General features: G+C 61.6%; 27 protein-coding genes and 1 pseudogene. 20 read left to right on the forward strand and 8 right to left on the reverse strand.

The genetic code is table 11. The annotated features are described in order from the left end of the window. Positions 1–36: 36 nt before the first annotated feature. Complete coding sequence (locus C8N32_RS01245) at positions 37–1,074, forward strand: quinoprotein relay system zinc metallohydrolase 2 (protein WP_107890648.1); 1,038 nt, start codon at positions 37–39, stop codon at positions 1,072–1,074. 9 nt (positions 1,075–1,083) lie between these two features. Here the strand turns inward: C8N32_RS01245 and C8N32_RS01250 are convergent, their stop codons facing one another. Continuing rightward, on the reverse strand, positions 1,084–1,701 hold the full coding sequence (locus tag C8N32_RS01250) for a hypothetical protein (protein WP_107890649.1): 618 nt from the start codon (positions 1,699–1,701) through the stop codon (positions 1,084–1,086). Between the two features lie 146 nt (positions 1,702–1,847). On the opposite strand from C8N32_RS01250, the gene C8N32_RS01255 reads away from it, so the two are divergent. From C8N32_RS01255 to C8N32_RS01285, 7 genes are all read left to right on the forward strand, one after another. Then, positions 1,848–2,960: an S-(hydroxymethyl)glutathione dehydrogenase/class III alcohol dehydrogenase gene (locus tag C8N32_RS01255; protein ID WP_107890650.1), complete on the forward strand. Its 1,113-nt coding sequence runs from the start codon at positions 1,848–1,850 to the stop codon at positions 2,958–2,960. A 4-nt stretch (positions 2,961–2,964) separates the two neighbouring features. Continuing rightward, positions 2,965–3,795, forward strand: coding sequence for an S-formylglutathione hydrolase (gene fghA / locus C8N32_RS01260; RefSeq protein ID WP_107890651.1), 831 nt, complete (start codon positions 2,965–2,967; stop codon positions 3,793–3,795). 18 nt (positions 3,796–3,813) lie between these two features. Continuing rightward, complete coding sequence (locus C8N32_RS01265; protein WP_107890652.1) at positions 3,814–4,215, forward strand: c-type cytochrome; 402 nt, start codon at positions 3,814–3,816, stop codon at positions 4,213–4,215. A gap of 117 nt (positions 4,216–4,332) precedes the next feature. Beyond that, on the forward strand, positions 4,333–6,135 hold the full coding sequence (gene xoxF5 / locus C8N32_RS01270) for a lanthanide-dependent methanol dehydrogenase XoxF5 (RefSeq protein ID WP_107890653.1): 1,803 nt from the start codon (positions 4,333–4,335) through the stop codon (positions 6,133–6,135). 83 nt (positions 6,136–6,218) lie between these two features. Further along, on the forward strand, positions 6,219–6,734 hold the full coding sequence (locus C8N32_RS01275; protein ID WP_107890654.1) for a c-type cytochrome, methanol metabolism-related: 516 nt from the start codon (positions 6,219–6,221) through the stop codon (positions 6,732–6,734). Then, positions 6,715–7,554: a substrate-binding domain-containing protein gene (locus C8N32_RS01280; protein ID WP_107890655.1), complete on the forward strand. Its 840-nt coding sequence runs from the start codon at positions 6,715–6,717 to the stop codon at positions 7,552–7,554. The genes C8N32_RS01275 and C8N32_RS01280 overlap by 20 nt, the downstream gene beginning before the upstream one ends. After that, entirely contained in the window at positions 7,551–8,099 is a 549-nt protein-coding gene (locus C8N32_RS01285; protein WP_107890656.1) for a PQQ-dependent catabolism-associated CXXCW motif protein, read from the forward strand. The genes C8N32_RS01280 and C8N32_RS01285 overlap by 4 nt, the downstream gene beginning before the upstream one ends. Positions 8,100–8,111: 12 nt before the next feature. Here C8N32_RS01285 and C8N32_RS01290 read toward each other — a convergent pair whose 3' ends face one another. The 4 genes from C8N32_RS01290 to C8N32_RS01305 are packed head-to-tail and all read right to left on the reverse strand — an operon-like array spanning position 8,112 to position 10,882. Further along, positions 8,112–8,921, reverse strand: a complete 810-nt coding sequence (locus C8N32_RS01290) for a quinoprotein dehydrogenase-associated SoxYZ-like carrier (protein WP_107890657.1) — start codon at positions 8,919–8,921, stop codon at positions 8,112–8,114. After that, positions 8,918–9,883, reverse strand: coding sequence for a YncE family protein (locus tag C8N32_RS01295; protein ID WP_107890658.1), 966 nt, complete (start codon positions 9,881–9,883; stop codon positions 8,918–8,920). The genes C8N32_RS01290 and C8N32_RS01295 overlap by 4 nt, the downstream gene beginning before the upstream one ends. Continuing rightward, positions 9,846–10,391, reverse strand: coding sequence for an SRPBCC family protein (locus C8N32_RS01300; RefSeq protein ID WP_107890659.1), 546 nt, complete (start codon positions 10,389–10,391; stop codon positions 9,846–9,848). Before C8N32_RS01300 ends, C8N32_RS01295 begins: the two co-directional genes overlap by 38 nt. Then, complete coding sequence (locus tag C8N32_RS01305; protein WP_107890660.1) at positions 10,388–10,882, reverse strand: DUF3280 domain-containing protein; 495 nt, start codon at positions 10,880–10,882, stop codon at positions 10,388–10,390. Before C8N32_RS01305 ends, C8N32_RS01300 begins: the two co-directional genes overlap by 4 nt. A 132-nt stretch (positions 10,883–11,014) precedes the next feature. Here C8N32_RS01305 and C8N32_RS01310 point away from each other — a divergent pair, with 132 nt between their 5' ends. From C8N32_RS01310 to C8N32_RS01365, 12 genes and pseudogenes are all read left to right on the forward strand, one after another. Next, complete coding sequence (locus C8N32_RS01310) at positions 11,015–12,208, forward strand: ABC transporter substrate-binding protein (protein ID WP_107890661.1); 1,194 nt, start codon at positions 11,015–11,017, stop codon at positions 12,206–12,208. Between the two features lie 13 nt (positions 12,209–12,221). After that, positions 12,222–13,193, forward strand: a complete 972-nt coding sequence (locus tag C8N32_RS01315; RefSeq protein ID WP_107890662.1) for a YVTN family beta-propeller repeat protein — start codon at positions 12,222–12,224, stop codon at positions 13,191–13,193. Between the two features lie 17 nt (positions 13,194–13,210). After that, positions 13,211–13,648 (forward strand): cupredoxin domain-containing protein, encoded by a 438-nt coding sequence (locus tag C8N32_RS01320; RefSeq protein ID WP_107890663.1) that lies wholly within the window; start codon positions 13,211–13,213, stop codon positions 13,646–13,648. 13 nt (positions 13,649–13,661) lie between these two features. Continuing rightward, the gene (locus tag C8N32_RS01325) at positions 13,662–13,910 is read left to right on the forward strand and encodes a hypothetical protein (RefSeq protein WP_107890664.1); all 249 of its coding nucleotides are present in this window, start codon (positions 13,662–13,664) and stop codon (positions 13,908–13,910) included. A 28-nt stretch (positions 13,911–13,938) separates the two neighbouring features. Further along, entirely contained in the window at positions 13,939–14,901 is a 963-nt protein-coding gene (locus tag C8N32_RS01330) for an ABC transporter substrate-binding protein (RefSeq protein ID WP_107890769.1), read from the forward strand. Between the two features lie 6 nt (positions 14,902–14,907). Beyond that, the gene (locus tag C8N32_RS01335) at positions 14,908–15,657 is read left to right on the forward strand and encodes an ABC transporter permease (RefSeq protein ID WP_107890665.1); all 750 of its coding nucleotides are present in this window, start codon (positions 14,908–14,910) and stop codon (positions 15,655–15,657) included. Further along, positions 15,654–16,295, forward strand: a complete 642-nt coding sequence (locus C8N32_RS01340) for an ABC transporter ATP-binding protein (protein WP_170106703.1) — start codon at positions 15,654–15,656, stop codon at positions 16,293–16,295. Before C8N32_RS01335 ends, C8N32_RS01340 begins: the two co-directional genes overlap by 4 nt. Before the next feature lie 273 nt (positions 16,296–16,568). Beyond that, positions 16,569–17,663 (forward strand): ABC transporter ATP-binding protein, encoded by a 1,095-nt coding sequence (locus C8N32_RS01345; protein ID WP_244905885.1) that lies wholly within the window; start codon positions 16,569–16,571, stop codon positions 17,661–17,663. 62 nt (positions 17,664–17,725) lie between these two features. Continuing rightward, positions 17,726–18,829 (forward strand): extracellular solute-binding protein, encoded by a 1,104-nt coding sequence (locus C8N32_RS01350; RefSeq protein ID WP_107890667.1) that lies wholly within the window; start codon positions 17,726–17,728, stop codon positions 18,827–18,829. A gap of 50 nt (positions 18,830–18,879) precedes the next feature. Beyond that, complete coding sequence (locus C8N32_RS01355; RefSeq protein WP_107890668.1) at positions 18,880–19,167, forward strand: DUF1330 domain-containing protein; 288 nt, start codon at positions 18,880–18,882, stop codon at positions 19,165–19,167. Next, entirely contained in the window at positions 19,164–20,741 is a 1,578-nt protein-coding gene (locus C8N32_RS01360; RefSeq protein WP_107890669.1) for an ABC transporter permease, read from the forward strand. The genes C8N32_RS01355 and C8N32_RS01360 overlap by 4 nt, the downstream gene beginning before the upstream one ends. A gap of 19 nt (positions 20,742–20,760) precedes the next feature. Further along, positions 20,761–21,606: pseudogene (locus C8N32_RS01365) on the forward strand (ABC transporter permease); the annotation flags it as partial. Here the strand turns inward: C8N32_RS01365 and C8N32_RS01370 are convergent. From C8N32_RS01370 to C8N32_RS01380, 3 genes are read right to left on the reverse strand one after another with little or no spacing between them, the layout of a single operon-like run. Next, the gene (locus C8N32_RS01370; protein ID WP_107890671.1) at positions 21,603–22,532 is read right to left on the reverse strand and encodes an AEC family transporter; all 930 of its coding nucleotides are present in this window, start codon (positions 22,530–22,532) and stop codon (positions 21,603–21,605) included. The pseudogene C8N32_RS01365 and the gene C8N32_RS01370 sit on opposite strands and share 4 nt — an antisense overlap. Beyond that, a complete protein-coding gene (locus C8N32_RS01375) occupies positions 22,532–23,332 on the reverse strand; it encodes an MBL fold metallo-hydrolase (RefSeq protein ID WP_107890672.1) in 801 nt (266 codons plus the stop codon). The genes C8N32_RS01370 and C8N32_RS01375 overlap by 1 nt, the downstream gene beginning before the upstream one ends. Then, positions 23,329–24,138 (reverse strand): TatD family hydrolase, encoded by an 810-nt coding sequence (locus tag C8N32_RS01380; RefSeq protein ID WP_107890673.1) that lies wholly within the window; start codon positions 24,136–24,138, stop codon positions 23,329–23,331. Before C8N32_RS01380 ends, C8N32_RS01375 begins: the two co-directional genes overlap by 4 nt.

The raw sequence follows: 24,138 nt of genomic DNA on the forward strand, positions 1-24,138 counted from the left end.
CTAACTTGAAAGATAGAGTTTTACGGGGCCCTTGCAATGTATGAAGCCGTGATCGCCGTTTGCCTTTCCATCGCGCCGGGGACCTGCCGCGACCAGCTTTTGCCGGGATACGAAGCCCCGGACGCCGCCGCGTGCCAAGCCGCCCTGGCGGCACGGCCTCCGGAACTTCCCCCTGCGGGGGTCTTGTCCGGTGCCGCACGATGTGCTCCCGCGGGGGAGACCATCCCGTTTGAGGAGGTCGCGCCAGGATTGTTCGTGCATGCCGGCCTTGTTGAAGAGCCGGATGAATATAACCTCGGGGATGTTTCCAATATCGCCTTCATCGTGGGGCGCGAAAGCGTTGCGGTGGTCGATACCGGCGCCGCCCGCTGGATCGGAGAAGCTCTCTGGCGCAGTATCCGCGCCCGAACCGCCAAACCCGTCAGCCATGTCATACTGACCCATATGCACCCCGATCATGTCCTGGGGGCCGGACCCTTTGTCGAGGCCGGCGCCAAGGTCGTTGGTCATGCGGACCTCCCACGTGCTTTGGCCGACCGGGCCGGGAATTATCTTGAAAGCCTAGAACGCCTGATCGGGTCCGAAAGCTTCCTGGGAACGGCCCCTCCGCTGATTTCCGAAACGATCGGCGGGAGGGCCGAGATCGATCTGGGGGGACGGGTTCTTGATCTGGAAGCATGGACTCCTGCGCACACGGTTGCGGACCTGACCGTGTTTGACAGGGTTTCGGGTGTGCTTGTGGCGGGGGATCTGATGTTCGACCGTCATACCCCGGCGCTGGATGGCAGCCTTGTAGGATGGCGGCGCGCCCTGTCCGACCTGAAGACGCGGGATCTGGCGGGAATCGTGCCCGGACACGGGGCGGCCTTGCTGGACTGGCCCGAAGGGGCGGAGGGTTTGCAGCGTTATCTGGATGTGCTGGAGCGTGATACTCGCACCGCCCTTGAACGCGGTGAGCGGCTGGGAAAAGCCGTCACGGCCATTGCCGCTGCCGAAGCCCCGAACTGGGACCTGTTCGAGGCCTATAACATGCGCAATGCAACCGTTGCCTACACGGAACTCGAATGGGAATAGAGGGCGGCGCTATTGCGGTTCGTCCACAAATGTCTCCAGCAACTGGCCGATGGCGAATAATCTGCGCTCAATGATCTGCGGGGTTTCGCACAGATAGGCGATCGATTTCTGGCGGTCGGTATAGATGACCTGATCCCAGTCCAGCCGTTCCTCCAGGATGTCCACCCTGTCGAAATCGGGGCTGTCCAGCGCCATTTGCCGGTCCAGTTCCAGGCGGGTCTCGTCAATCTGCCCGGCCAGGGCGATCTGGCTTGAAGACAGCTCCCCGATGCCGGCGACGATCCGTGTCCTGCGTTTTGACAGGGAGTCGAAGCTGTGGCGAAACACGCGGCCCATCACATCCGCCCCGTTGCCATGCCGGGCGGCGAAAGCCTCGACCCGCGGGCGCAGGTCTTCGGGGTCTACACGCCGGAGCGACAAGGAGTCCGCCAATGCCGCAGCATCCGCCGACAGGGCCGCTGCGGCCGGATCTTCCGGTATCGGGTGCTGCCACATCAGTCCGATGGAAAGACGTTCGACCTTGCGCTGAATGCACGGCCACGAAGGGTCGGAGAAATCCGCCGCCCCGGCGGGCAGCGTTCCGAGCAGAACAAGGGCGAAAGCCCGCAAAGGTTTCTGGATGTTCATGGTCCCTCCCGTTGGCCAAGTATGGCGCCAGTCCGGGGGCGCGTCCATCGGGGCGAGTATACACCTTTGTATTATTGTCCGACTTCGAGGCTGGCTCTTATATTCTAAGAAACACCCCAAAAAGGGGGCTTTGGGAGGATATCGATTTGAGAACACGCGCTGCGGTGGCCGTTGAAGCCGGCAAACCTCTTGAGATCATGGAAGTGGAACTCGACGGCCCGAAAGCCGGAGAGGTTCTGGTCGAGATCAAGGCGACGGGTTTGTGCCATACCGATGAGTTCACCCGGTCCGGGGACGACCCCGAAGGTATATTCCCGGCGATTCTGGGCCACGAGGGGGCCGGGGTGGTTGTCGAAATCGGTGAGGGGGTAACCTCGCTTGAGGTCGGGGACCATGTGATCCCGCTTTACACCCCCGAATGCCGGGAGTGCGAATATTGCCTGAATCCCAAGACGAACTTGTGTCAGTCGATCCGCGCAACACAGGGGCAGGGGCTTTTGCCCGACGGGACCACCCGGTTCCGCATGCTCGACGGAACCCCCATCCACCATTACATGGGGTGTTCGACCTTTGCCAATCACACGGTGGTGCCGGAGATCGCGCTGGCCAAGATTCGCAAGGACGCCCCGTTCGACAAGGTGTGCTATATCGGGTGCGGCGTCAGTACCGGCATCGGCGCGGTGATCAACACCGCCAAGGTAGAGATCGGCAGCCGCGCCGTGGTCTTCGGCCTGGGCGGTATCGGCCTGAATGTCATTCAGGGGCTGCGCCTGGCCGGGGCCGATCAGATCGTGGGGGTGGATCTCAACGACGACAAGGCCGAGATGGCCCGCCGCTTCGGGCTGACCGATTTCGTCAATCCTTCCAAGGTGGAAGGCGATATCGTCGCGCATCTGGTCGAACTGACGAAGGGGGGGGCCGACTACACATTCGATGCTACGGGCAATGTGAATGTCATGCGTACGGCGCTGGAGTGCGCGCACAAGGGCTGGGGGGAGTCGATCATCATCGGGGTCGCCCCCGCTGGGGCGGAGATCTCCACCCGGCCCTTCCAGCTGGTCACGGGCCGGATCTGGCGGGGGACCGCGTTTGGCGGTGTCAGGGGCCGCACCGAAGTGCCGAAGATCGTGGACTGGTACATGGACGGCAAGATCGAGATCGATCCGATGATCACGCACAAGCTGTCTCTGGATCAGATCAACGAAGGGTTCGAACTGATGCACAAGGGCCAGTCGATCCGCGCCGTAGTGGAGTTCTAGGCCCATGGGACTTGATGTCGTCTCTGAAAATCGCAGTTTCGGCGGCATTCAGGCGGTGTATTCACACGACTCCGTCGCCTGCGATTGCAAGATGACCTTCGGGGTTTTTCTGCCCCCGCAGGCCCGGTACGGGCCCGTGCCGGTTCTGTGGTATCTGTCGGGGCTGACCTGCACGCACGAAAACGCCATGACGAAGGGCGGCTTCCAGGAGCATGCCGCAAGGCATGGGCTTGCAGTGATTTTTCCCGACACCTCCCCCCGAGGGGAAGGCATCGCCGATGACGAGGCCTATGATCTGGGGCAGGGCGCGGGATTTTACGTCAACGCGACCGAAAAACCCTGGGCGCCGCATTTCCGGATGTATGACTACATCGCCGAGGAATTGCGCGCGCTCGTGACCAGCCAGTTCCCGGTCACGGATCGCCACGGGATTACCGGCCATTCGATGGGGGGGCATGGGGCGATCACCATGGCCCTGCGCAACCAGGACATGTTCGCGTCTCTTTCCGCCTTCGCGCCGATCGCGCATCCGACCCAGTCGGACTGGGGGCGCAAACAGTTGAGTGCGTATCTGGGCAATGACGAGTGCGGGTGGGCCGAACATGATTCCACGTTGCTTCTGGAGGAGCACGGCTGGAAGGGCGACCTGTTGATCGATCAGGGTTCGGCGGACCAGTTTTTGCCGCTTTTGAAGCCGGAAGCTCTGGCCAACATGATGGCCTTGCGCCGGCAATCGGGGGAGATGCGAATTCAGCCGGGATACGACCATTCTTATTTTTTCGTGAACACGTTTGCGGGCGATCATGTCGCCTGGCACGCGGCACGCTTGAAATAACACAGGAGGGACAAGCAGATGAACCGAATTCTCACGGCCGTATGCGCGTTTGTGACCTTGCCGGTTATGGCCGTCGCCGACAGCTCCGATCAGGAAGCCGCCGCGGCGGGCGAAAGGATTTTCCGCAAGTGCCAGGCCTGCCACATGGTCGGTGCCGACGCCGTGCACAAGACCGGCCCGGTGCTGAACGGGGTCGTCGGCCGGCCGGTCGCCGTTGTCCAGGATTTCGGGTATTCCGATACGCTGCGTGCCCTGGGGGCGGAGGGCAAGGTCTGGACGCCTGAAGAACTGATGGAGTTCCTGGCCAAGCCGAAAGACTACGCCAAAGGCACAAAGATGACTTTTGCCGGACTCCGGAAAGAGGAAGAGCGGGCACACGTTATCGCGTATCTTGCAACCTTTATCGCCGAAGACGGCTAGCAAGAGCGGGATTGGCCGACCGGGCCATCAGAGTCCGGCGGCACCAGATGCATCCGATCAAGGAGGGTCGGTTGCCAACAGACGGCGCAGGGCGCCGTACTTACGGGAGGAACTCGAATGAGAAAGCTAACGCTTTTTGTTTCCGGGATCGCTCTTTGCGCGGCCACTACCGCCTTTGCAAATGACGATCTTGTCAGCCAGATGGGGAACCCGTCGCAATGGGCTATCCAGACCGGCGACTACAAGAACCAGCGGTTTTCGCAACTCGATCAGATCAACGCCGGAAATGTCGGGGATCTTCAGGTTGCGTGGACATTCTCGACCGGCGTGCTGCGGGGCCACGAAGGGTCGCCCCTGGTTATCGGCGATATCATGTATGTCCACACGCCGTTCCCGAATATCGTGTATGCGCTGGATCTGGCCAACGATGGCAAGATTCTCTGGAAATACGAGCCCAAGCAAAACCCCGACGTCATTCCGGTGATGTGCTGTGACACTGTGAACCGCGGCGTCGCCTATGCCGAGGGCAAGATCTTCCTGCATCAGGCCGATACCAAGGTTGTCGCGCTGGACGCCAAGACGGGGGAAGTGGTCTGGGAGGTCCAGAATGGTGACCCGACCATAGGCGAAACCAACACCGCGACCGTTCTGCCGGTCAAGGACAAGGTGATCGTCGGCATCTCGGGGGGCGAATTCGGCGTGCGCGGCTCCGTGACCGCCTATGACATGAGCACTGGCGAGCTGGTGTGGCGCGGTTATTCGATGGGGCCGGATTCGGACATCCTGTTCGACCCGGAAAAGACCACCCATCTGGGCAAGCCGGTCGGCGCGGATTCAGGGACCAATACCTGGGAAGGCGATCAGTGGAAAATCGGCGGCGGCACCACCTGGGGCTGGTACTCCGTCGATCTGGAAGAAAACCTGATGTACTACGGATCGGGCAACCCCTCTACGTGGAACCCGGCCCAGCGTCCGGGGGACAACCGGTGGTCCATGACCATCTTCGCCCGCGATATCGATACCGGCGTGGCCAAGTGGGTCTACCAGATGACCCCCCACGATGAGTGGGACTACGATGGCATCAACGAGATGATCCTGACCGAGCAGACCGTGGATGGCGAGATGCGCAAGCTTCTGACCCATTTCGACCGGAACGGTCTGGGCTACACCCTCGACCGTGTGAGCGGGGAACTGCTGGTGGCCGAAAAATACGATCCGGCGGTCAACTGGACGACGGGCGTGGATATGGACCCCGGCTCCGACACCTATGGGCGTCCGGCCGTCGTGGCCCAATACTCCACCGAACAGAACGGCGAGGACGTGAACTCGACCGGCATCTGCCCGGCTGCCCTGGGAAGCAAGGACCAGCAGCCCGCTGCCTATAGTCCGAAGACGGAAACGTTCTACGTGCCGACCAACCATGTCTGCATGGATTATGAGCCGTTCCGTGTCAGCTATACTGCGGGCCAGCCCTATGTGGGGGCAACCCTGGCGATGTATCCGGCCCCCGACAGCCACGGCGGTATGGGCAACTTCATTGCCTGGGATAACCTCAAGGGTGAAATCAAGTGGTCGATCCCCGAGCAGTTCTCGGTCTGGTCGGGCGCTCTGGCCACGGCTGGAGACATTGTCTTCTACGGTACGCTTGAGGGCTACCTGAAAGCGATCAGCGCCGAAACGGGCGAAGAACTTTACAAGTTCAAGACCCCGTCCGGGATCATCGGAAACGTCATGACGTACGAACATGGCGGGAAGCAGTACGTGGCGATCCTTTCGGGCGTCGGGGGCTGGGCAGGGATCGGTCTCGCGGCCGGTCTGACCAACCCCAATGACGGTCTGGGTGCCGTGGGCGGCTATGCGGCCCTGAGCGATTATACCGCTCTGGGCGGTCAGATGACCGTTTTCGCACTGCCCGACTGATCCGGCCTGCGAAGACGACTGACGCAACGTGGCTGGTGCCGCACAGGATGCGGTGCCAGTCGCTAACAAGTTGAGAATCCGACATGAACGCACCCACAAGACTTCTGGCCGCGTGCCTGATGACGGCGGTTCCCTTTGCCGTGCAGGCGCAGGAGATCGACAACCTGACCGCTGTTTATTCCGAAGACGGGCGGTATTTCACGGAAGATGACGTGCCGACCTACAACGTTGCCGAGGATGGCACTGTCGACTGGCTGACCTATTCCGGCTTTCGCCGGTATCATTCGGAATGCCATGTGTGCCACGGTCCGGAGGGAGAAGGGTCGAGCTACGCCCCGGCTTTGAAAAAATCCGCCATCGACATGGATTATTATGAATTCCGGGATGTCGTCACGAACGGGCGCACCAAGGTGAACGCCGCCGAAAACTTCGTGATGCCCGCGTTTGGCGAAAATCCCAACGTGATGTGTTACCTTGACGACATTTACGTTTACCTCAAGGCCCGGGGCGCCGATGTCGTGCCGCGCGGGCGCCCAGGCAGGAAAGAGTCGAAATCCGACGTGATCCGCGAGGACGAAAATGCCTGCCTGGGCCACTAGCCTGCGGGCCCTGATCTGCCTCGCGGCGATCGGGGCGGCAAGCGTCGGGGCCGCGCAGACTTCGGACCTGGTTTCCCGAAATGCGTTTCGTGTATGCGCGGATCCGGCGAATTTCCCGATATCGGACAAGGCAGAAGCCGGGTACGAGAACGAACTGGCCGGGCTTTTCGCGCAAAAGCTCGGCCTTCCTGTCAGGTACACCTGGTTTCCGCAGGCAACGGGGTTTATACGCAATACGCTGAATGCCCGGCAGTGCGATGTGGTCATCGGCTACGCGCAGGGGCATGAACTCGTCCTCAATACCAACCATTACTTCACCTCGGTCTATGTGCTGATCGTGCCCCGGACCGGCGATCTTGCCGGGGTGGAGACCTTGGACGATGGCAGGCTGAAAGGCCGGCGGATCGGTATTATTGCCGGTACCCCGCCTGCCGCGCATATGGCGCGCAACGGTCTGATCGGTATGGCCCGGCCCTACAACCTTGTGGTGGACCGCCGCCATGAAAACCCGGCGCAGGACATGCTGGATGACCTCGGGGCGGGCAGGATCGACGCCGCGATCCTCTGGGGGCCTTTGGGCGGGCCGCTGGTCAAGTCCTCCTACCCGGAAATGAAGGTCATTCCGCTGGTCGGGGAAACCCTGCCGCCGCGGCTGTTCTTTCGTATAACGATGGGGGTCCGGCAGGGCGAAAAGGTCTGGCAGCGCAAACTGAACGGATTGATCCGCCGCCATCAGGAGGAAATTGATGCCATATTGATCGAGGCCGGTGTCCCGCTGGTCAACGATCTCGGCTCCGGGGTTCTGGAGCCCCGGAAATGATTGTCCGCCAGTGTATTGCGGCTCTGCTCCTGTGTGCCGGATCTGCGGTGTCGGCGGAAATGGTGGCGGAGCCGGACAGTTACCGGATGGACGCCTATCGCAGTCCTGTGCCCGCAACGCTCAATGGCGGAACGGTTATCGGCCCCGAAGCGGCCTACGCCTTGTGGCAGAGCGATGCGGCCGGGTTCATCGACGTTCTGCCACAGGCGCCCAGACCGGAAAACCTGCCCGAAGGGACAATCTGGCGCGACAAGCCGCGCGTGTCCATTCCCGGTGCGATCTGGCTGCCCAATGTGGGGTATGGGGCGATTGCAGATGTCACGGCGGCCTATTTCCGGCGCGGGCTCGACAAGGCAACCGGGGGGGACCCGACCCGCCCGATCGTGATCTTTTGCCTTGAAGACTGCTGGATGAGCTGGAACGCTGCCAAACGGGCCGTGGAGTGGGGCTACTCCGACGTGTATTGGATGCCGGAGGGCACAGATGGCTGGAAACTCTGGGGATATCCCCTGGCGCGGATCTTGCCGGAACGGCCCCAACCCTGACGTCCCTGCGGCTCAATACCCTTCCAGGGTCTTGTGGGCATGGGTGATCGTGCCGCCGGTATCTGTCATTGTGACATCCACCGATTGTGTTCCGGACGGCACAGAAAGGCCGATGCGCGGGTTCTCGGAAAGTGAAATCGACCCGGTCATCCGGGCGTAGCCGCCCCCGTTCACACCGATATCGAGCGTTTCGATATAGCGCATCGGTGTGAACAGCAGCGAAACCTGATCCATCTGCATGCCCGAATGGGAAGGGTGATCCAGAGTCACGTCAATTTGGTTCAGCCTCTGCGTCAGGGTTGAAGGGGAGCCGCAGCATGTGTTGTCGGGGACCCGCCCGGCCAGTTCGATCCGCATCTCGCCCAGGGTTTGCAGCGCCAGTTCGGCATCGGTGCCGGGGGGGGCGGAGCATGCGCCCTGGCCGGTGGTCTTGACGAAGGTTTCGGCCACGAACAGGCGCCCATCCGTGGTTCGGGCAACCACATGCAAAGGAGTCGGCCCGTTGATCCGCATGGTGACATCGAAAAAGAAGCGCGTCGGTGCCGTGGCAAGCTGAAACACCGCCGAAACGGGCATGGGGTTCTCATCAAGGATCAGGGTTATCTCGCGCAGTTCCGTCCCCGCGGGGGCGGTGACGAGCGCGGCAATGTCCGTGCGCGCATCGTCGGAGGTGCGATAGGGCACATCGATCGCGATCAGGCCGGACCCGTCCAGAAGAAACCGCTCCCCATACAGGGCATGGCGAATATCGTCCCAGGCCGCTTCTGCGGCGAAGGCCGGGGCGCATACGATCAGGCCGATGGCCAGAACAAGACGCTTCATTTGACGTCTCCAGGGGCAAGAAAGGTGCCGAAGGCGCGCGGCCCGTCACATGTATCGAAAGTTTCCCTAACGTCGAGCGTATCCGCGTCGATGGTCATCAGGGTATTTCCGAACCAGTTGACCAGTACGATGAACTTGCCGTCGCCTGTGGTATCGATCCCTTCGGGATAATCCCCGACGTCTATGCGGCCCACTGCCGAAAGATCTTTCAGGGCGATCACGCTGACGGTGTTATGGTACTGGTTGGTTACGAAAGCGCGGCCATGGGCGAAGGCGATTGCGTAGGGACGCTCACCGACCGGCACGGTTGCAAGAAGGATGCGTTTTCGCGGGTCGATCACGCTGACATCGTTGCTGCCGACATTGGCGACGAACAGCCGCCCGTCGGGTGCAAAACGCAGGCCGTAAGGGCGGCTTCCAACGGGAACTGCACCCAGCCGGACAAGAGACCGGGCATCGAACAGCGATACCTGGTCTGCGCCCTTGTCCGCGGAGGCGAGAAAAAGCCCATCTTCCGACAGGGCGATGCCGGCGGGGGATTTGCCGGTGGCAAGTTCTGCAAGTGTGGCCAGCGTGGCGGCCTCCAGAACCCAGAGCCGGGCATTGAACCAGTCGGACACGAACAACCGCCCACGTTTCGCATCCAGGGCGATGCCCGTTGGCCCCCCCTCCAGCGTGGTGTGGGCCAGAGCCTTCCCCGTTGCGCGGGCCAGACGGTGGACTGCCTTGGCACCGGGCGCGACGATGTAAATGTCGTCCCGCTGACCGATGGCCACCCCCGCCGGCTGGCCGGGTATGGGCCAGAGTGCGCCGCTTTCCCCGGTATCGAGGTCCGTAACGCCGACCTCTTGCGAAGACTGGCAAGTGATGTATGCCGTTTCCGCATGCGTTGCGCCTGCCGTGCCAAGGCAGACGGCTGCCAGCCTAAGAGCCCGCAACGCCGAAACGGTCAACCAGCGCATCGAGACCCGCCTTGTAAACATTCATCACGGCGACCACCGCAGCATCGTCATTCAGGTGTTCCGGCGGATCGTTGTTGGGATAACCGCGATAGAACGCGCCGCGCCATTCGATCAGGGTTCCGCCATCTTCCCGCGGGCTGACCTTCAGGTGCGAGGAGTAGTTCGTCACGGGCAGAACATCGACGGAAACTTCGGTTATACGGTAGGAATAGGTCATCTTTTCGGCGTCGTGTTTGTAAAGCACCTCGTCGATCCGGGGGCCGTTCGCATCGCCCAGGGTCAGGATTCGGGTGGCGTCGATCGCGTTGCCGTTCGTGCCTGTCGTTGCAAAAACGGCGGGATGCCAGGACATGTCCTGAAAATTCCCGATTACCGCCCAGACCTCTTCGGGGCTGGCCGCGACCGCGACGGAGAGCGTGACCTTCTGGCGGGTCGGGCCGTGGGCCAGAACCAGCGACGGCGAAACTACAAGGGCGGCAGTCGCAGCGATGACCGTTCTTCTTTTCATTGGGGGCTTTCCTCCTCCTTGAATATCCTGTTGTCCAGGATGTAGCGCATTCCACGGCGCCAGCTTTCGTCCGTGTTGCCCCGGATATCGACGACGGCGCCGCGCACCATGGTCCCCGTCCGGGTTTCCCGCATTTGCAGGTTCAGTGTCAGAATGAGGTTGGAAACTTTCTGAACCTCGCCGACCAGCGCATAGTCCGCCCCAAGCCTGGCCGCCATTCGCGTATCGCAGCCATAACACTTTGCGGGGTTTTTAACCCGGTTCAATTCCTCCGCCACCGGGCTCAGGTCGACCAGCAGGTAGCCTTCGGACCGGAAGCGGGCTTCCACCATGTCGTGGAGCATCTGTACGCGTGCGACCTCCTCCGGGTTTTGCCCCAGTTCAGCGGTTTGCAGCGAGGTGTCCAGCATGTGCATGCCGAAAAAGGCGACCTTGCTTCCCGCCAGTGCGGGGGCCGCCAAGAACGCAAGCAAAAGGACCAGAACACGCATCAAGCCTTCTTAATAAATAAGAGTCGCGGCCCATGATGACCCGGCTAAGCTTGCTGAACAACTTGGCCAAAGGTAGCGGCTGATCTTTGTCCCGGACATGCGATAAACGATGCGACCGCATGGGAGGGAGGCATGGTGCGTCACGTTCTCCATCTTGTTTTTCCGGCACTTTGCCTGTGGGCGCTGACCGGTGTGCAGGCCGGTGCCCTGGATGTGCGTGCGGCCGTGCTGCGGATCGATTACCAGGTTCGGCTTCCGGTTTCGCGCTTTGAACTTTTACCCGCAGACAGGGGATTTGCTGGCGCGACCCTTGCGAACGAAGACAACAGCACCACCGGCGGTTTTCTGGGGCATCGCTATGAAACCGTGTTGCGGGCTGTCGCTCCTGACGGGGCGGATGCCGCGCTGGAGGATATTCTGGCAGAGGGGATACGTTTTGTGGTGGTTATCGCCCGGGCCGACGATCTTTTGCGGCTGAGCGACCGGGCCGCGCAGTCGGGGGCGTTGGTTTTCAATGCCCAGGCCCCGGACATGGCACTGCGTGACGGGGATTGCCGTGCCAACCTGCTGCATACCGCGACCAGTTTGCAGCAACAGGCCGATGCGATCCTTCAATTCGCGGTCTGGAAAAAATGGACGCGCCTGGTGCTGATATCTGGGTCCAACCCCGCCGATATCGCCATGGCCGGAGCCTATCGCGAGGCGGCGGCCAAGTTCGGCGCAACCATCGTCGGGGAACGTGTGTTCGAGTATTCCGGCGGCACGCGGCGTACCGATTCCGGGCATGTTCTGGTCCAGCGGCAGTTGCCGGCCTTCATGCAGGACCTGCCGGAGCATGACGTGGTGATCGCCGCCGATGCCAGCGATTATTTCGGCCCATACCTGACCTATCATCTTTGGACACCGCGCCCGGTGATGGGGGCGGCTGGCTTACGCCCGGTGCAGATGCATGGCGGCCATGAAGCATATGGCGCCACGCAACTTCAGAATCGTTTCGAAGCCATCGCCGGGCGATACATGACCGATATCGATTACAATGCCTGGATCGCCCTGCGTGCGCTGGGCGAAGCGGTGACGCGAACCGGATCGGCCGCCCCTGAAACGGTCAGGGGGTTTCTTTTGTCGGACCAGTTCGAACTGGCGGGATTCAAGGGACATCAGGTCGATTTCCGCGACTGGAACGGCCAGATGCGGCAGGAGGTGATCCTTTTCGACGGGCGGATCACCGTCAGTGTCAGCCCTCAGGACGGGTTTTTCCACCAGACAGCTTTGCAGGACACGCTTGGGCGCGACCGGGCAGAATCCGCTTGCGAGATGTTCAACTGACCGGGAGAGCCGCATGAAACACCTTCTCGTATCAACGGTCCTCGTCTTTGGCGCTGCCACGCCCGGATTCGCGGGGAAGGCGTTTGTCACAAACGAACGGGGCAATACGATCACCGTCGTCGATACGCAAACCTGGGAAGTGACCGGAGAGTTTTTCGGCGGCAACCGCCCGCGAGGCATCACCGTCAGCCCGGACGGAACGCGGCTTTATGTCTGTGCTTCCGACGACAATCTCGTAAGGGTATTCGACACGGCAACTTATCGCGAATTGCCAAGCCTGCCGTCCGGTCCGGACCCGGAACTGTTTGTGATCGAACCCTCGGGCAAGCGCCTTTATATCGCGAACGAAGACGACAATCTCGTCACGGTGACGGATACCGAGGACCGTACGGTTCTGGCCGAAATTCCGGTCGGGGTCGAACCCGAGGGCATGGGCATCAGCCCCGACGCGAAATGGGTCGTCAATACGTCCGAAACCACCAACATGGCGCATTTCATTTCCACCGAGGATTACGAGATCAAGCACAACGTTCTGGTCGACCAGCGCCCGCGCTTTGCCTTGTATACCGCGGACGGAACGCGCCTGTTCGTCACGTCGGAAATCGGCGGGACGGTCACGGTCATGGATATCGACGGGCAGGGCAAGCCGACGGTTGCCGGAAAAATCTCCTTTGAAGTCCCTGGCGTTCTGCCCGAGTGGCTGCAACCCGTCGGGGCCCGTGTGACGCAGGATGGCCGGCGCCTGTTCGTGGCGCTTGGCCCGGCCAACCGGGTGGCGGTTGTGGATGTCCAAAGCCTCGAGGTCACGGATTACATTCTGGTAGGTCAGAGGGTGTGGCAACTGGCGTTCACGCCCGATGAGAAATACCTCCTGACAACCAATGGGAACTCCAACGACATCACGGTCATCGACGTGAAACGGGAAAAAGCCCTGCGTTCGGTCCCGGTGGGGGATCAGCCCTGGGGTGTCGTGGTTATCGACTGATGCGAAGGAGCAGACACATGAACCCCTTTCTTGCCCTTGTATTCGCCCTTGGCCTTGGTGTGCCCGCCGCGGCTGCGCCACTTTGTGACGATCTCGGTTTTGCGGGGCTTCTGGCCAAGTGCAACCGGGGCGAAACTCTCAAACTCACGCTGGCATCGGGCAAGCCCCTGGGGGACGATGCGATCCTGCAGTCGGGCGCGTATTACAAGCTTGAGATCACGGCGGACGGTTCGGCGGAACTGGCGGTCGAGGGGCCGGGCTTCTTTCGCGCGATCTGGATGAACGAAATCGTGATCAACAAAATCGAAATCCGCCCGATGGCCATAGAGTCCATCGAGTTCGACAAGGCCGGAACCGCCGAGTTGTCTTTCATCGCGATCAAGCCGGGAACGCATGTGCTGCGTATTCCCGGCACGTCCGGGGACAGTCAGCAGGTCCGCTTCACCATTCAGTAGGGAGACCGTTCACATGAAAAGGCTCACGGCACCGTTTTTTGCCTTTTGTCTTGCCGCTTCCGGACAGGCTGGCGAAATCGACCCCATGACCATCGGGAAGATCGAGGCCTGGCTTGCCTCGATCGACTGCCAGATGGACCCCGACGATATCGAGCGCGAGGACAGCGGTTACGATCTGGATGACGTGATCTGCAAGGGTGGTCAGCAATTCGACATCACGCTGGATGAAAACCTGAACGAAACGGGGCGCCGTGCCGAGTAAGGCTTGAGGGAGGACCAAAATCTTGAAGATTTTCAAATATCTTGTCACCATCTTGTCTGTTCTGGGCGCGCCGGCGTTTGCCGAAGGCGATTTGCCCGTGATCCGTGCGGCGGTTCTCAAGATCGGTACCGTCAACTGGGAGCTTGCGACGATCGCCCAGCACGGCCTTGATGAAAAGCATGGCTTCACGCTTGAAGTTCAGCCTTACGCCGACAACGCCGCCACGCGCATCGCCGTCGAAGGGGGGCAGGCCGATATGGCCGTTGCCGACTGGATCTGGGTTGCCCGTCAGCGGGCCGATGGGAAAGATTACGTGTTTCTTCCTTATTCGCGTGCCGTGGGGGGCGTTGTGGTGCCCAAGGACAGCCCGGCCACCAGCCTCAGGGATCTGGCAGGGGGCAAGATCGGCATTGCCGGGGGGCCTCTGGACAAGTCCTGGCTGATCCTGCGCGCTTATGCCCGACAGGAATACGGTCTGGACCTCAAGGCGGAAACCGAACAGGTCTTTGGGGCGCCGCCGCTGATCTTCAAGTCCGCCTTGGGCGGCGAGTATGCGGGAGCAATCAACTTCTGGCACTTTCTGGCGAAAATGAAATCTTCCGGCATGCGGGAGCTGATCTCCGTCGAAACCGCCGGCCAGGCGCTGGGTCTCGACCCGGACATGCCGCTTTTGGGCTATTATCTCAAAGAGAGCTTTCTGGCCGATCGGCACGGCCTGGCGCAAGCCCTGTTCGAGGCCAGCCGGGAGGCCAAAGAGCTGCTGAGAAGGTCCGAAGACGCATGGCAGGCGATCCGTCCTTTGATGAACGCCAGGTCCGACGCCCAGTTCGCGCAACTCAAGGCGGACTGGATCGCGGGCATTCCCGAACGGATGCCGGTCGATTCAACCGCCGCAAACAATTTTCTGGCGCTGATGGCAGATCTTGGGGGGGAGGAACTTGTGGGCAAGGCCGCGACCGTTCCCGCCGGGCTGTTCGCGAATGTCAGATAGCCCCCCATGCCGACCTGTCGTTTCATACCTGTGCTGTCGATCACGGGGCTGCTTGGTGTCTGGATAACGGCAGCCCTTCTGACAGGGGACCCGCGCATTCTGCCGATGCCGTTCGACCTGGTGCCCGGCTTCGTGCGCGAAATTTCCTCGGGGGAGTTGCCCCGGCACCTCGGAGCCACCCTTGTCCGTGTCCTGTGGGCTTTCGTGCTGGCCATGGGGCTGGGCCTTGCGCTTGGTCTTGCCATGGGGCGTTCCCCGGCTTTGAACCGATGGCTCGACCCCTGGCTGGTAATCTTTCTCAACCTGCCGGCGCTGGTTCTGATCGTGTTGTGCTACCTGTGGATCGGCCTCAATGAAACCGCCGCCATCCTTGCCGTCACTCTGAACAAGGTGCCAGGCGTCACCACCGTCATTCGCGAAGGCGCCCGTGCGCTCGACCCAGACCTGGATGCCATGGCGAAGGTCTATCGCATGTCTTGGTACGTGCGCCTGCGCCATGTCGTCTTGCCCCAACTGGCCCCGTTTGTCATCGCGGCGGCCCGGTCCGGCGTCGCCGTGATCTGGAAGATCGTTCTCGTGGTTGAGTTTCTGGGGCGCTCGTCTGGAATCGGATTCCAGATTCACCTGTATTTTCAGCTTTTCGACGTCCCGATGGTGATGATCTACGCGTTTTCCTTCATCGCCGTGATGCTGCTGGCCGAATGGGTATTCCTGCAACCCTGGGAGCGGCGCGTGGCCCGCTGGAGGTGGGCGTGATCGCGGTTGATATCCGGTCCAAAACGTTCGGCGGCAATGCCGTCCTGGGCCCTGTTTCCTTTTCCATCGCGCCTGGTGAAACGGTTGCGCTTGTCGGGCCGTCCGGGATCGGGAAGTCCACGCTGCTCCGGATTGTGGCCGGGGTTGATACGCAATTTCGCGGCACCATCGCCCGCCCCGGTGCGATGGCAATGGTGTTCCAGGACCCTACTTTGCTGCCGTGGCGCAGTGCCATGGATAATCTGCGCACGGTGCATCGCGGGTTGACCCGGCAGGCGGCGGCGCGGGCGATGGCCGAAACAGGCCTGACCGGCAAGGAAGAAATGTTCCCCGGCCAGTTGTCGCAGGGGCAAAGGCGCCGTTTGGCCCTGGCGCGGGCGTTCGCAGGGCAGCCCGAGCTTCTGATCATGGACGAGCCCTTTGTCTCGCTGGATGCCGAAACGGCGGAAACCATGCTGGCGCTGACCGAGAACCTGATCGCGCATCATCGCCCGGCGACCTTGTTCGTCACCCATGCGCAGAACGAAGCGGAAAGACTGGCCACCCGGATTCTGACGCTCGTTCCCGGCCCTGAGGGCGCGGTGCTCGGGACGTCCTGTCAGAGGTTCCGGGTGCGGGAAAAACATACGGCGGGGTGACCGGCCCCGTTGGGGCAAGGCTGTCCTGGCGCTCGATTCGGCATGGGTGGCCACGGCGTTTTGTCAGCAGGCCGGCCGGTTAAAATTCAGGCGCCTTTCAAAAGAATGATTAAATATCAATATTTTGATAAAACATTCGATCCCGTTTGCGGAACCGCACGCGAAGCATTTCAAAGTTACGCGTTGAACTCCGTGCACAGGATGTTACCGTTCCCGAAGGGTAAAGGCCCGCAAGCGCCGAAGAGCGTGGCAAAAAAACAGGGAGTCGTTTGTGTGACCGAAGCCGACGCCGGTTTCGTGGTTTTTGACCGCGTGCAGAAAAGTTACGATGGCGAAACGCTTGTCGTGAAGGATCTGAACCTTTCCATCGGAAAGGGGGAGTTTCTGACGATGCTGGGGCCCTCCGGGTCCGGCAAGACGACCTGTCTGATGATGTTGGCAGGGTTCGAAAGCGCCACCCACGGTGAGATTCTTCTGGACGGGCACCCCATCAACAACATTCCGCCTCACAAGCGGGGCATCGGCATGGTGTTTCAGAACTATGCGTTGTTCCCGCACATGACGGTGGCCGAGAACCTCGCCTTTCCGCTGGAGGTGCGCAAGATCGGCAAGTCCGAGCGCGAAGCGAAGGTGAAGCGCGCGCTGGAAATGGTGCAGATGGGGGCTTTCGGCGGGCGCCGGCCCGCACAACTGTCGGGGGGACAGCAGCAGCGCATCGCGCTGGCGCGTGCGCTGGTGTTCGAGCCGGAGCTGGTGCTGATGGACGAACCGCTCGGCGCGCTGGACAAGCAGTTGCGCGAGCACATGCAATTCGAGATCACGCGCCTTGCCCATAGTCTTGGGATCACAACCGTTTACGTGACCCATGACCAGACCGAGGCGCTGACCATGTCGGACCGTGTCGCGGTGTTCGATGACGGGCGCATCCAGCAGCTTGCCCCCCCGGATCTGCTTTACGAGGCGCCGGAAAACAGTTTTGTCGCTCAGTTCATCGGTGAAAACAATACCCTGGAAGGCACGGTGGAAAATATCACCGACGGTGTCGCCGTCGTGCGCCTCGATGACGGGGAACTGATAGACGCCAAGCCCGTGAACGTCTCAAAGCCGGGGGAGCGGACGCTCGTGTCGATCCGGCCGGAGCGGGTGGAAATCGACAAGTCCCGCCTCAGCCCCGGTGTGCACACCGTTCACGCCGAGGTGCTGGAGTTCATCTACATGGGCGATATCTATCGTACCCGCCTGCGCGTGGCCGGAAACGAGGATTTCGTCATCAAGACGCGCAACGCGCCCGATCAGCGCCGCCTTCGCCCCGGCGAGCACATCGAGATCGGCTGGCTGCCCGAGGATTGCCGGGCGCTTGACGCCTGAGCGCCGCCCGTATCCCCGGCGGGTGGAAAGAAAAACAAGGGGATCAACACGGAGAGATACGCATGAAACGCAAAACCATTCTTTTCACGACCTGTGCGGCGCTTGCCGCGCCCGTGGCTCTTGCCGCAGAGATGTCCGGTTCCATGACCGTCGTGTCCTGGGGCGGGGCCTATCAGCAAAGTCAGATCAACGCCTATACCGAGCCGTACAAGGCGATGCATGACGGGCTGGAGGTCATCTGGGACGAGAGTTCCAACGAAGCCGTCGCGAAGTTGCGCGCGATGAATGAGGCCGGGAACATCACCTGGGATCTCGTGGATGTGACCGCTGCCGATGCCATGCGCCTGTGCGATGAGGGGCTGGCGATGGAAGTCGACCATGATGAAGTTCTTGCCCCGGCGCCGGACGGGACCAAGGCTTCGGAGGATTTCGGCGAAACGCTGGTAAGCGACTGTTTCATCCCGCAGATCGTGTATTCCACGACTTTCGGGTACCGTACCGACATGGTGGGAGAAACCCCGCCAGAAAGTGTCTGTGCGATTTTCGATACCGAAACCTATCCCGGCAAGCGCAGTCTCGAAAAGCGCCCCATCAACAACATGGAATGGGCGTTGCTGTGTGACGGCGTCGCGAAAGAGGATATCTACGATGTCCTCGAAACCGATGAGGGGCAGGACCAGGCGCTTGCCAAGCTTGGCACCATCAAGGACGATGTGATCTGGTGGTCTGCGGGGGCCGATACACCGCAGCTTCTGGCCGATGGCGAAGTGGTGATGGGCTCTACCTATAACGGGCGGCTGTTCAGCCTGATCGAGGAGCAGGACCAGCCGGTTGCGATGCTCTGGGACGGGCAGGTCTATGACCTCGACGGCTGGATCATCCCTGCGGGCCTGCCCGAGGACCGGCTCGCCCGGGTGAAGGACTTCCTGTACTTCGCCACCGACACGCAGCGCCTTGCCGATCAGGCCAAGTTCATCTCCTACGGCCCGGCGCGCGTCTCGTCCGCGCCGCTGGTGGGCCAGCACGCGGAACTGGGCATCGACATGGCCCCGCATATGCCAACCGATCCGGCGAACGCGGCCAATACCTTCCTTCAGAACTACGAATGGTGGGCCGATTATCGCGACGACCTGGATGCCAAGTTCCAGGCCTGGCTTGCCAGGTAAATGCTTTGCCGGGCGCGTTCGCGCGCCCGGCGTCCAAAAGGAGGTGACCCATGCCCAAGGGCTACATTATCGGCCATATTACCGTGAATGACCCTGAGGCCTATGCCGAGTATATCCGCCGCGACACGCCCATCCTGACCCGGTTGGGCGGACGGTTCATCGTGCGTGGCGGACAGGCGGAGGTGGCGGAGGGGGCGGCCCATAAACGCCATGTGGTCATCGAGTTTCCCGATTACGCAACCGCCCGGGCCGCCTACAACGACCCCGGATACCAGGAGGTCGCCGCGATCCGGCGGGCCTCGGCGGAAAGCGTCATCATCTTGGTGGAAGGCGCATGAGCAAAGATGGCCCGGTCCTGGCCGCTGATGGCCGTCCGCTGAAACACAGCCTGCGGCGGGCCTTGCGCGCCGAAAAGATGCGTGCGCTGGCTCTGATCGCGCCGTTGCTGATTTTCATACTGATCACCTTCATCGCGCCGATCGGTTCGATGCTGTTTCGTTCCGTCGAGAACGAGATCGTGCCCGACACGTTGCCGCGCGCGACCAAGGCCTTGCAGGGTTGGGACCAGAGCGCGGGGATCCCGCCGGACGAGGACATCTTCGCCGCGATGGCCTATGATCTTGTCATTGCGGCCGAGCGCAAGCTGCATACCCGGCTGGGGACCCGGCTGAATTACGAATATACGGGGATCTCCTCGATCTTTCGCAAGACCGGGCGCCGGGTCGACGATTTCGGGGAAGCCTACCAGGATGCCCTGACCGGCCTGAACCCGGCCTGGAAATCGCCCGGAACATGGGTTTCGCTGATGACCGCGCCGGACGAACGCGCACGCCCTGGCGCGGCGGCGGAACTGTTACCCGAAACCTCGGACCTTTATCAGAGCTTTGCTCGTCTGGTGAGGGATGAAGGGGACGACCTTTCCGAAGAACGCCCTTGGGCACCGGTCTATGCGGCGCTTGTGCGCGATCTGCGCCAGACGGACCAGGCTGTTCTGGAGTCCTATTCCGGCCCGCAGGCCGCCTTGCTGAGCGAAGCGAAGGCCGCCTTGCCGGACTTCCCGGTCACGACCTTCCGTGAGGAGTTCCTGACTGCGGATGAGGGTTGGGCCGATCCGCAGGTCTGGGCCACGATTCAGGCCTTTTCGGGCGATTATACCAGCGGGTATTTCCTCAACTCCGTCGATTTGCGCAAGACACCCGATGGGGTGGCCCCGCAGCCCGAGGACGAACGGATCTATATCATGCTTTTCAAGCGGACGCTGATCATGAGCATGATCATCATGGGCAGCTGTGTGCTGCTGGGCTATCCCATCGCCTACTTGCTGTCCAACCTGCCGTTGCGCACCTCGAACCTGCTGCTGATCCTCGTGCTTTTGCCGTTCTGGACCTCGCTTCTGGTGCGCACCTCGTCCTGGAAAGTATTGCTGCAACAGCAGGGGGTCATCAATGACGTGCTCGTCTGGAGCGGCCTGATCAGCGACGCCGGACGGCTTGTGATGATCAACAACCAGACCGGCACCATCATTGCCATGACGCATATCCTGCTGCCGTTCATGATCCTGCCTCTTTACTCGGTCATGAAGACCATTCCGCCGACCTATGTGCGGGCGGCGAAATCGCTGGGCGCCACCAACTGGACGGCTTTCTGGCGGGTCTATTTTCCGCAATCGGTTCCGGGGATCGGGGCAGGGTGCATCCTCGTGTTCATTCTCGCCATCGGTTATTACATCACTCCCGAACTTGTGGGAGGGACGAAGGGCGTCTTCATTTCGAACCGGATTGCCTACCATATTTCCAGTTCGCTCAACTGGGGGCTTGCGGCGGCGCTGGGCAGTATCCTGCTGGCGGCCGTACTGATCCTGTACTGGGTCTATGACAGGCTCGTGGGTATCGACAACGTCAGCCTGGGATAAGAGAGGAGCCCCCATGGAACTACCCCCTTATGCCACCCTCGGGCAACGTATCTGGCACTATGGCTTCAAGCTACTGTGCGGGCTGATCTTTTTTTTCCTGATCGCGCCGATCCTCGTGATTATCCCGCTCAGCTTCAACGCCGAGAATTTCTTTACCTTCACCCCGGGCATGCTGGCCCTGGACGCCGATGCGTATTCGCTCAAGCACTACCAGGATTTCTTTACCAACCCGGACTGGCAGCAGGCGCTCCGCAACTCTCTGAGAATCGCACCGGTGGCGACACTTCTGGCGGTGTCTCTTGGGACGCTGGCCGCGATCGGGCTGAGCCAGCCGCATGTACCGTTCCGCCGGGCGATCATGGCAATCCTGATTTCACCGATGATCGTGCCGCTGATCATCTCGGCGGCGGGAATGTATTTCTTCTATTCCGATATCAGGTTGCAGGGCACCTATCTTGGTGTCGTGCTGGCCCATGCGGCGCTGGGTATTCCTTTTGTGATCATCACCGTCACAGCGACGCTTGTGGGGTTCGACCATTCGCTGACCAGGGCTTCCGCCAGCCTGGGGGCCGATCCGGTGACAACCTTTTTCAAGGTGCAGATGCCGCTGATCCTGCCCGGGGTCATTTCGGGGGCGCTGTTTGCCTTCATCACCTCGTTCGACGAGGTCGTGGTGGTGCTGTTCGTCGGTTCGGCCAACCAGCAGACTCTGCCGTGGCAGATGTTCACGGGCCTGCGCGAACAGATCAGCCCGACGATTCTGGCAGTGGCGACGCTCCTGGTGGTCATTTCCATCGCGCTGCTGACTATGGTCGAGGTTCTGCGCCGCCGGTCGGAAAAACTGCGCGGGATGAGCCCCGGCTAAGGCAGGATCGCCAGCCAGACCCAGATTGTCAGGATCGATGCCGCCGTGCCGATCAGAACAGAAGAGGCCGCGACCCGTTTCGCCGCTCCGTACATGTTGGCGAAGACATAGGCATTGATCCCCGGCGCCATGGACGCGGTCAGAACGGCCGACCGGAGTTGCCCCGTGCCCAGCCCAAGCGCGCCGCCCATCATCCATGCAATGCCGGGATGCAGCACCAGAGATGCCGCACAGGCCCACAGAATGACCCGAAGGTCGCCCTCGGGCCGGTAGCGCAGCAAGACACCGCCCAGCCCGAACAGCGCCGCAGGCAGCGCCGCGCGTGCCATCAGGCCCACCGCGTCCATGATTGGCACGGGCATCGACAGGCCGGAAAGATTTACCACCAGGCCCAGCGCGATACCGATGATCAGCGCGTTCCGGAACATGGCCCGCAAGACAGCCCCAGAGGTGCGCAGCACACCGCGTCCGCGGGCGCGCACGATCTCCATTGCCGTAATTCCAATGCAGTAGCAAAACGGCGAATGGATCGCGATGATGGCGTAGTTGGGTTCGAGTGCGCCGGCGCCGTAGGCGCGTTCGGTGATCGGCAATCCAAGCAGCAGCGCATTCGAGAAAAGTCCGATGAACCCGATGGCGACCGCATCTTCCAGGCTGCGCCCGAACAGGATCCGCGCCCCAAAGAGCGCAACACAAAACCCGGTCAGCGCACCTGTGTAAAAGCTGGTCAGCAGCCGCCAGTCGAAGTTCTGGTCAAGGTCGAGGGTTGAAATCGCCTGAAACAGAAGGCACGGGATAGCGAAGTTCTGGGTAAAGCGCATCAGGCCGTCGATGGCGTCGTCGGGCACAAGGCCCCGCCATGCAGCGGCATAACCGAAGCCCAGAACCAGAAAAACCGGCAGGATGACTTCGACCAGGATCTGCATCAGGGGGTCAGGCTCAGAACCAGGCCGTCATGGGCCGGCAGGACATGGGCCGGCGTTTCGGCGGCGATCGTGGCGTAATCCAGATCGATATGCATGTTTGTGAGCACGGCTTGTTCGGGGGCAAGCCTTTCAATCCAGGCGAGGGTCTTTTCCAGGTGCAGATGCGTCGGGTGGGGCGTGCGGCGCAGGGCGTCGATTACCAGAATTTTCAGCCCCCCCAGAATGGGCCAGCTTTCCTCGTACATCTCCGAAACATCGGGGATATAGGCCAGGTCTCCGATGCGAAAGCCCAGCGCGTCGATCGCGCCGTGATTTACCCGCACGGGCATCAGCGTTACCGCTCCGCCGGAGCCCTCGATCGTGACCGGGCCATCGATCGTATGCATTTCGAGAATCGGCGGATAAGGGGACCCTTTGGGCTGCACGAAAGCGTAGCCGAACCGGGAGTAAAGCGCATCCTGCGTCGCCCCATCGGCCCAGACGGGCAGGCGGCGGCGGGTGTTGAACACGATCTGGCGCAGGTCGTCGATGCCGTGCACATGGTCGGCATGGGCGTGGGTATAGATGACGGCGTCCACCTCTCCGATGCCGGCTTTCAGAAGCTGGGCGCGCAGGTCCGGGGTGGTGTCGATCAGCACGCGTGTGGTGCCGTCCTGCCCGTCCCGCTCGACAAGCATCGAGCAACGCAGGCGGCGGTTTCTTGGGTTTTCTGGATCGCATTCGCCCCAGTGGCCGCCCAGCCGCGGCACGCCCCCGGAGGATCCGCAGCCAAGAATGGTAAAGCGGAATCGGTTGGTCACGCCGCGTTCCTCCAGCGTGCGGCCTTGGTGAACAGCCGGTCGAAATTGGCCTGCGTACGGGCGGCAAAATCGGCATAGTCCAGCCCGAACACATCCGCACCGACATGGCCGGTATGAACGGTATGCGCGGGTTCGTTGCGTTTGCCGCGATGGGGCGGCGGCGCAAGGTAGGGGGCGTCGGTCTCCAGCAGGATACGGTCCAGCGGCGCGATGGCAAAGATATCGCGCAGATCCTGTGAGCGGGGGAAGGCCGCGATCCCCGACATCGACAGGTAGAAGTCAAGCTCCAGCGCCGCGCGGGCGAGGGCGGGGCCGGAACTGAAGCAGTGCATCACGCAGCCGTAAGCCCCGTTTCGGTATTCTTCCCGCAGGATGCGGGCCATGTCCTCATCTGCGGCGCGCGCGTGGACGATCAGCGGGAGGCCCGTTTCCCGTGCCGCGGCAATGTGGATGCGCAGGCTGTCCTGCTGTATTTGCGCCGAGTCGGCGGTGTAGTGATAGTCCAGCCCCGTTTCCCCGATACCCACGAATTTCGGATGCCGGGCGAGGGCGGCCAGATCCTCCACGGTCGCCATCGGTTCTTCGGCGGCGCTCATCGGGTGGGTGCCGGCAGCGTAGAAAACGGGGTCGAACGCCTCGGCGATGGCCCGTACCTGCGGCTCTGACTTCAACTTCGTGCAGATGGTTACCATGCGTGTCACGCCCGCCTGTTGCGCGCGTGTGACGACGTTGGGCAAGTCGTGGCTGAAATCGGGAAAATCGAGGTGACAATGGCTGTCGGTGATCTCGGGGGTCTGGTCGGTCAT

Source organism: Rhodovulum imhoffii (assembly GCF_003046545.1).
Taxonomy (GTDB): domain Bacteria; phylum Pseudomonadota; class Alphaproteobacteria; order Rhodobacterales; family Rhodobacteraceae; genus Rhodovulum; species Rhodovulum imhoffii.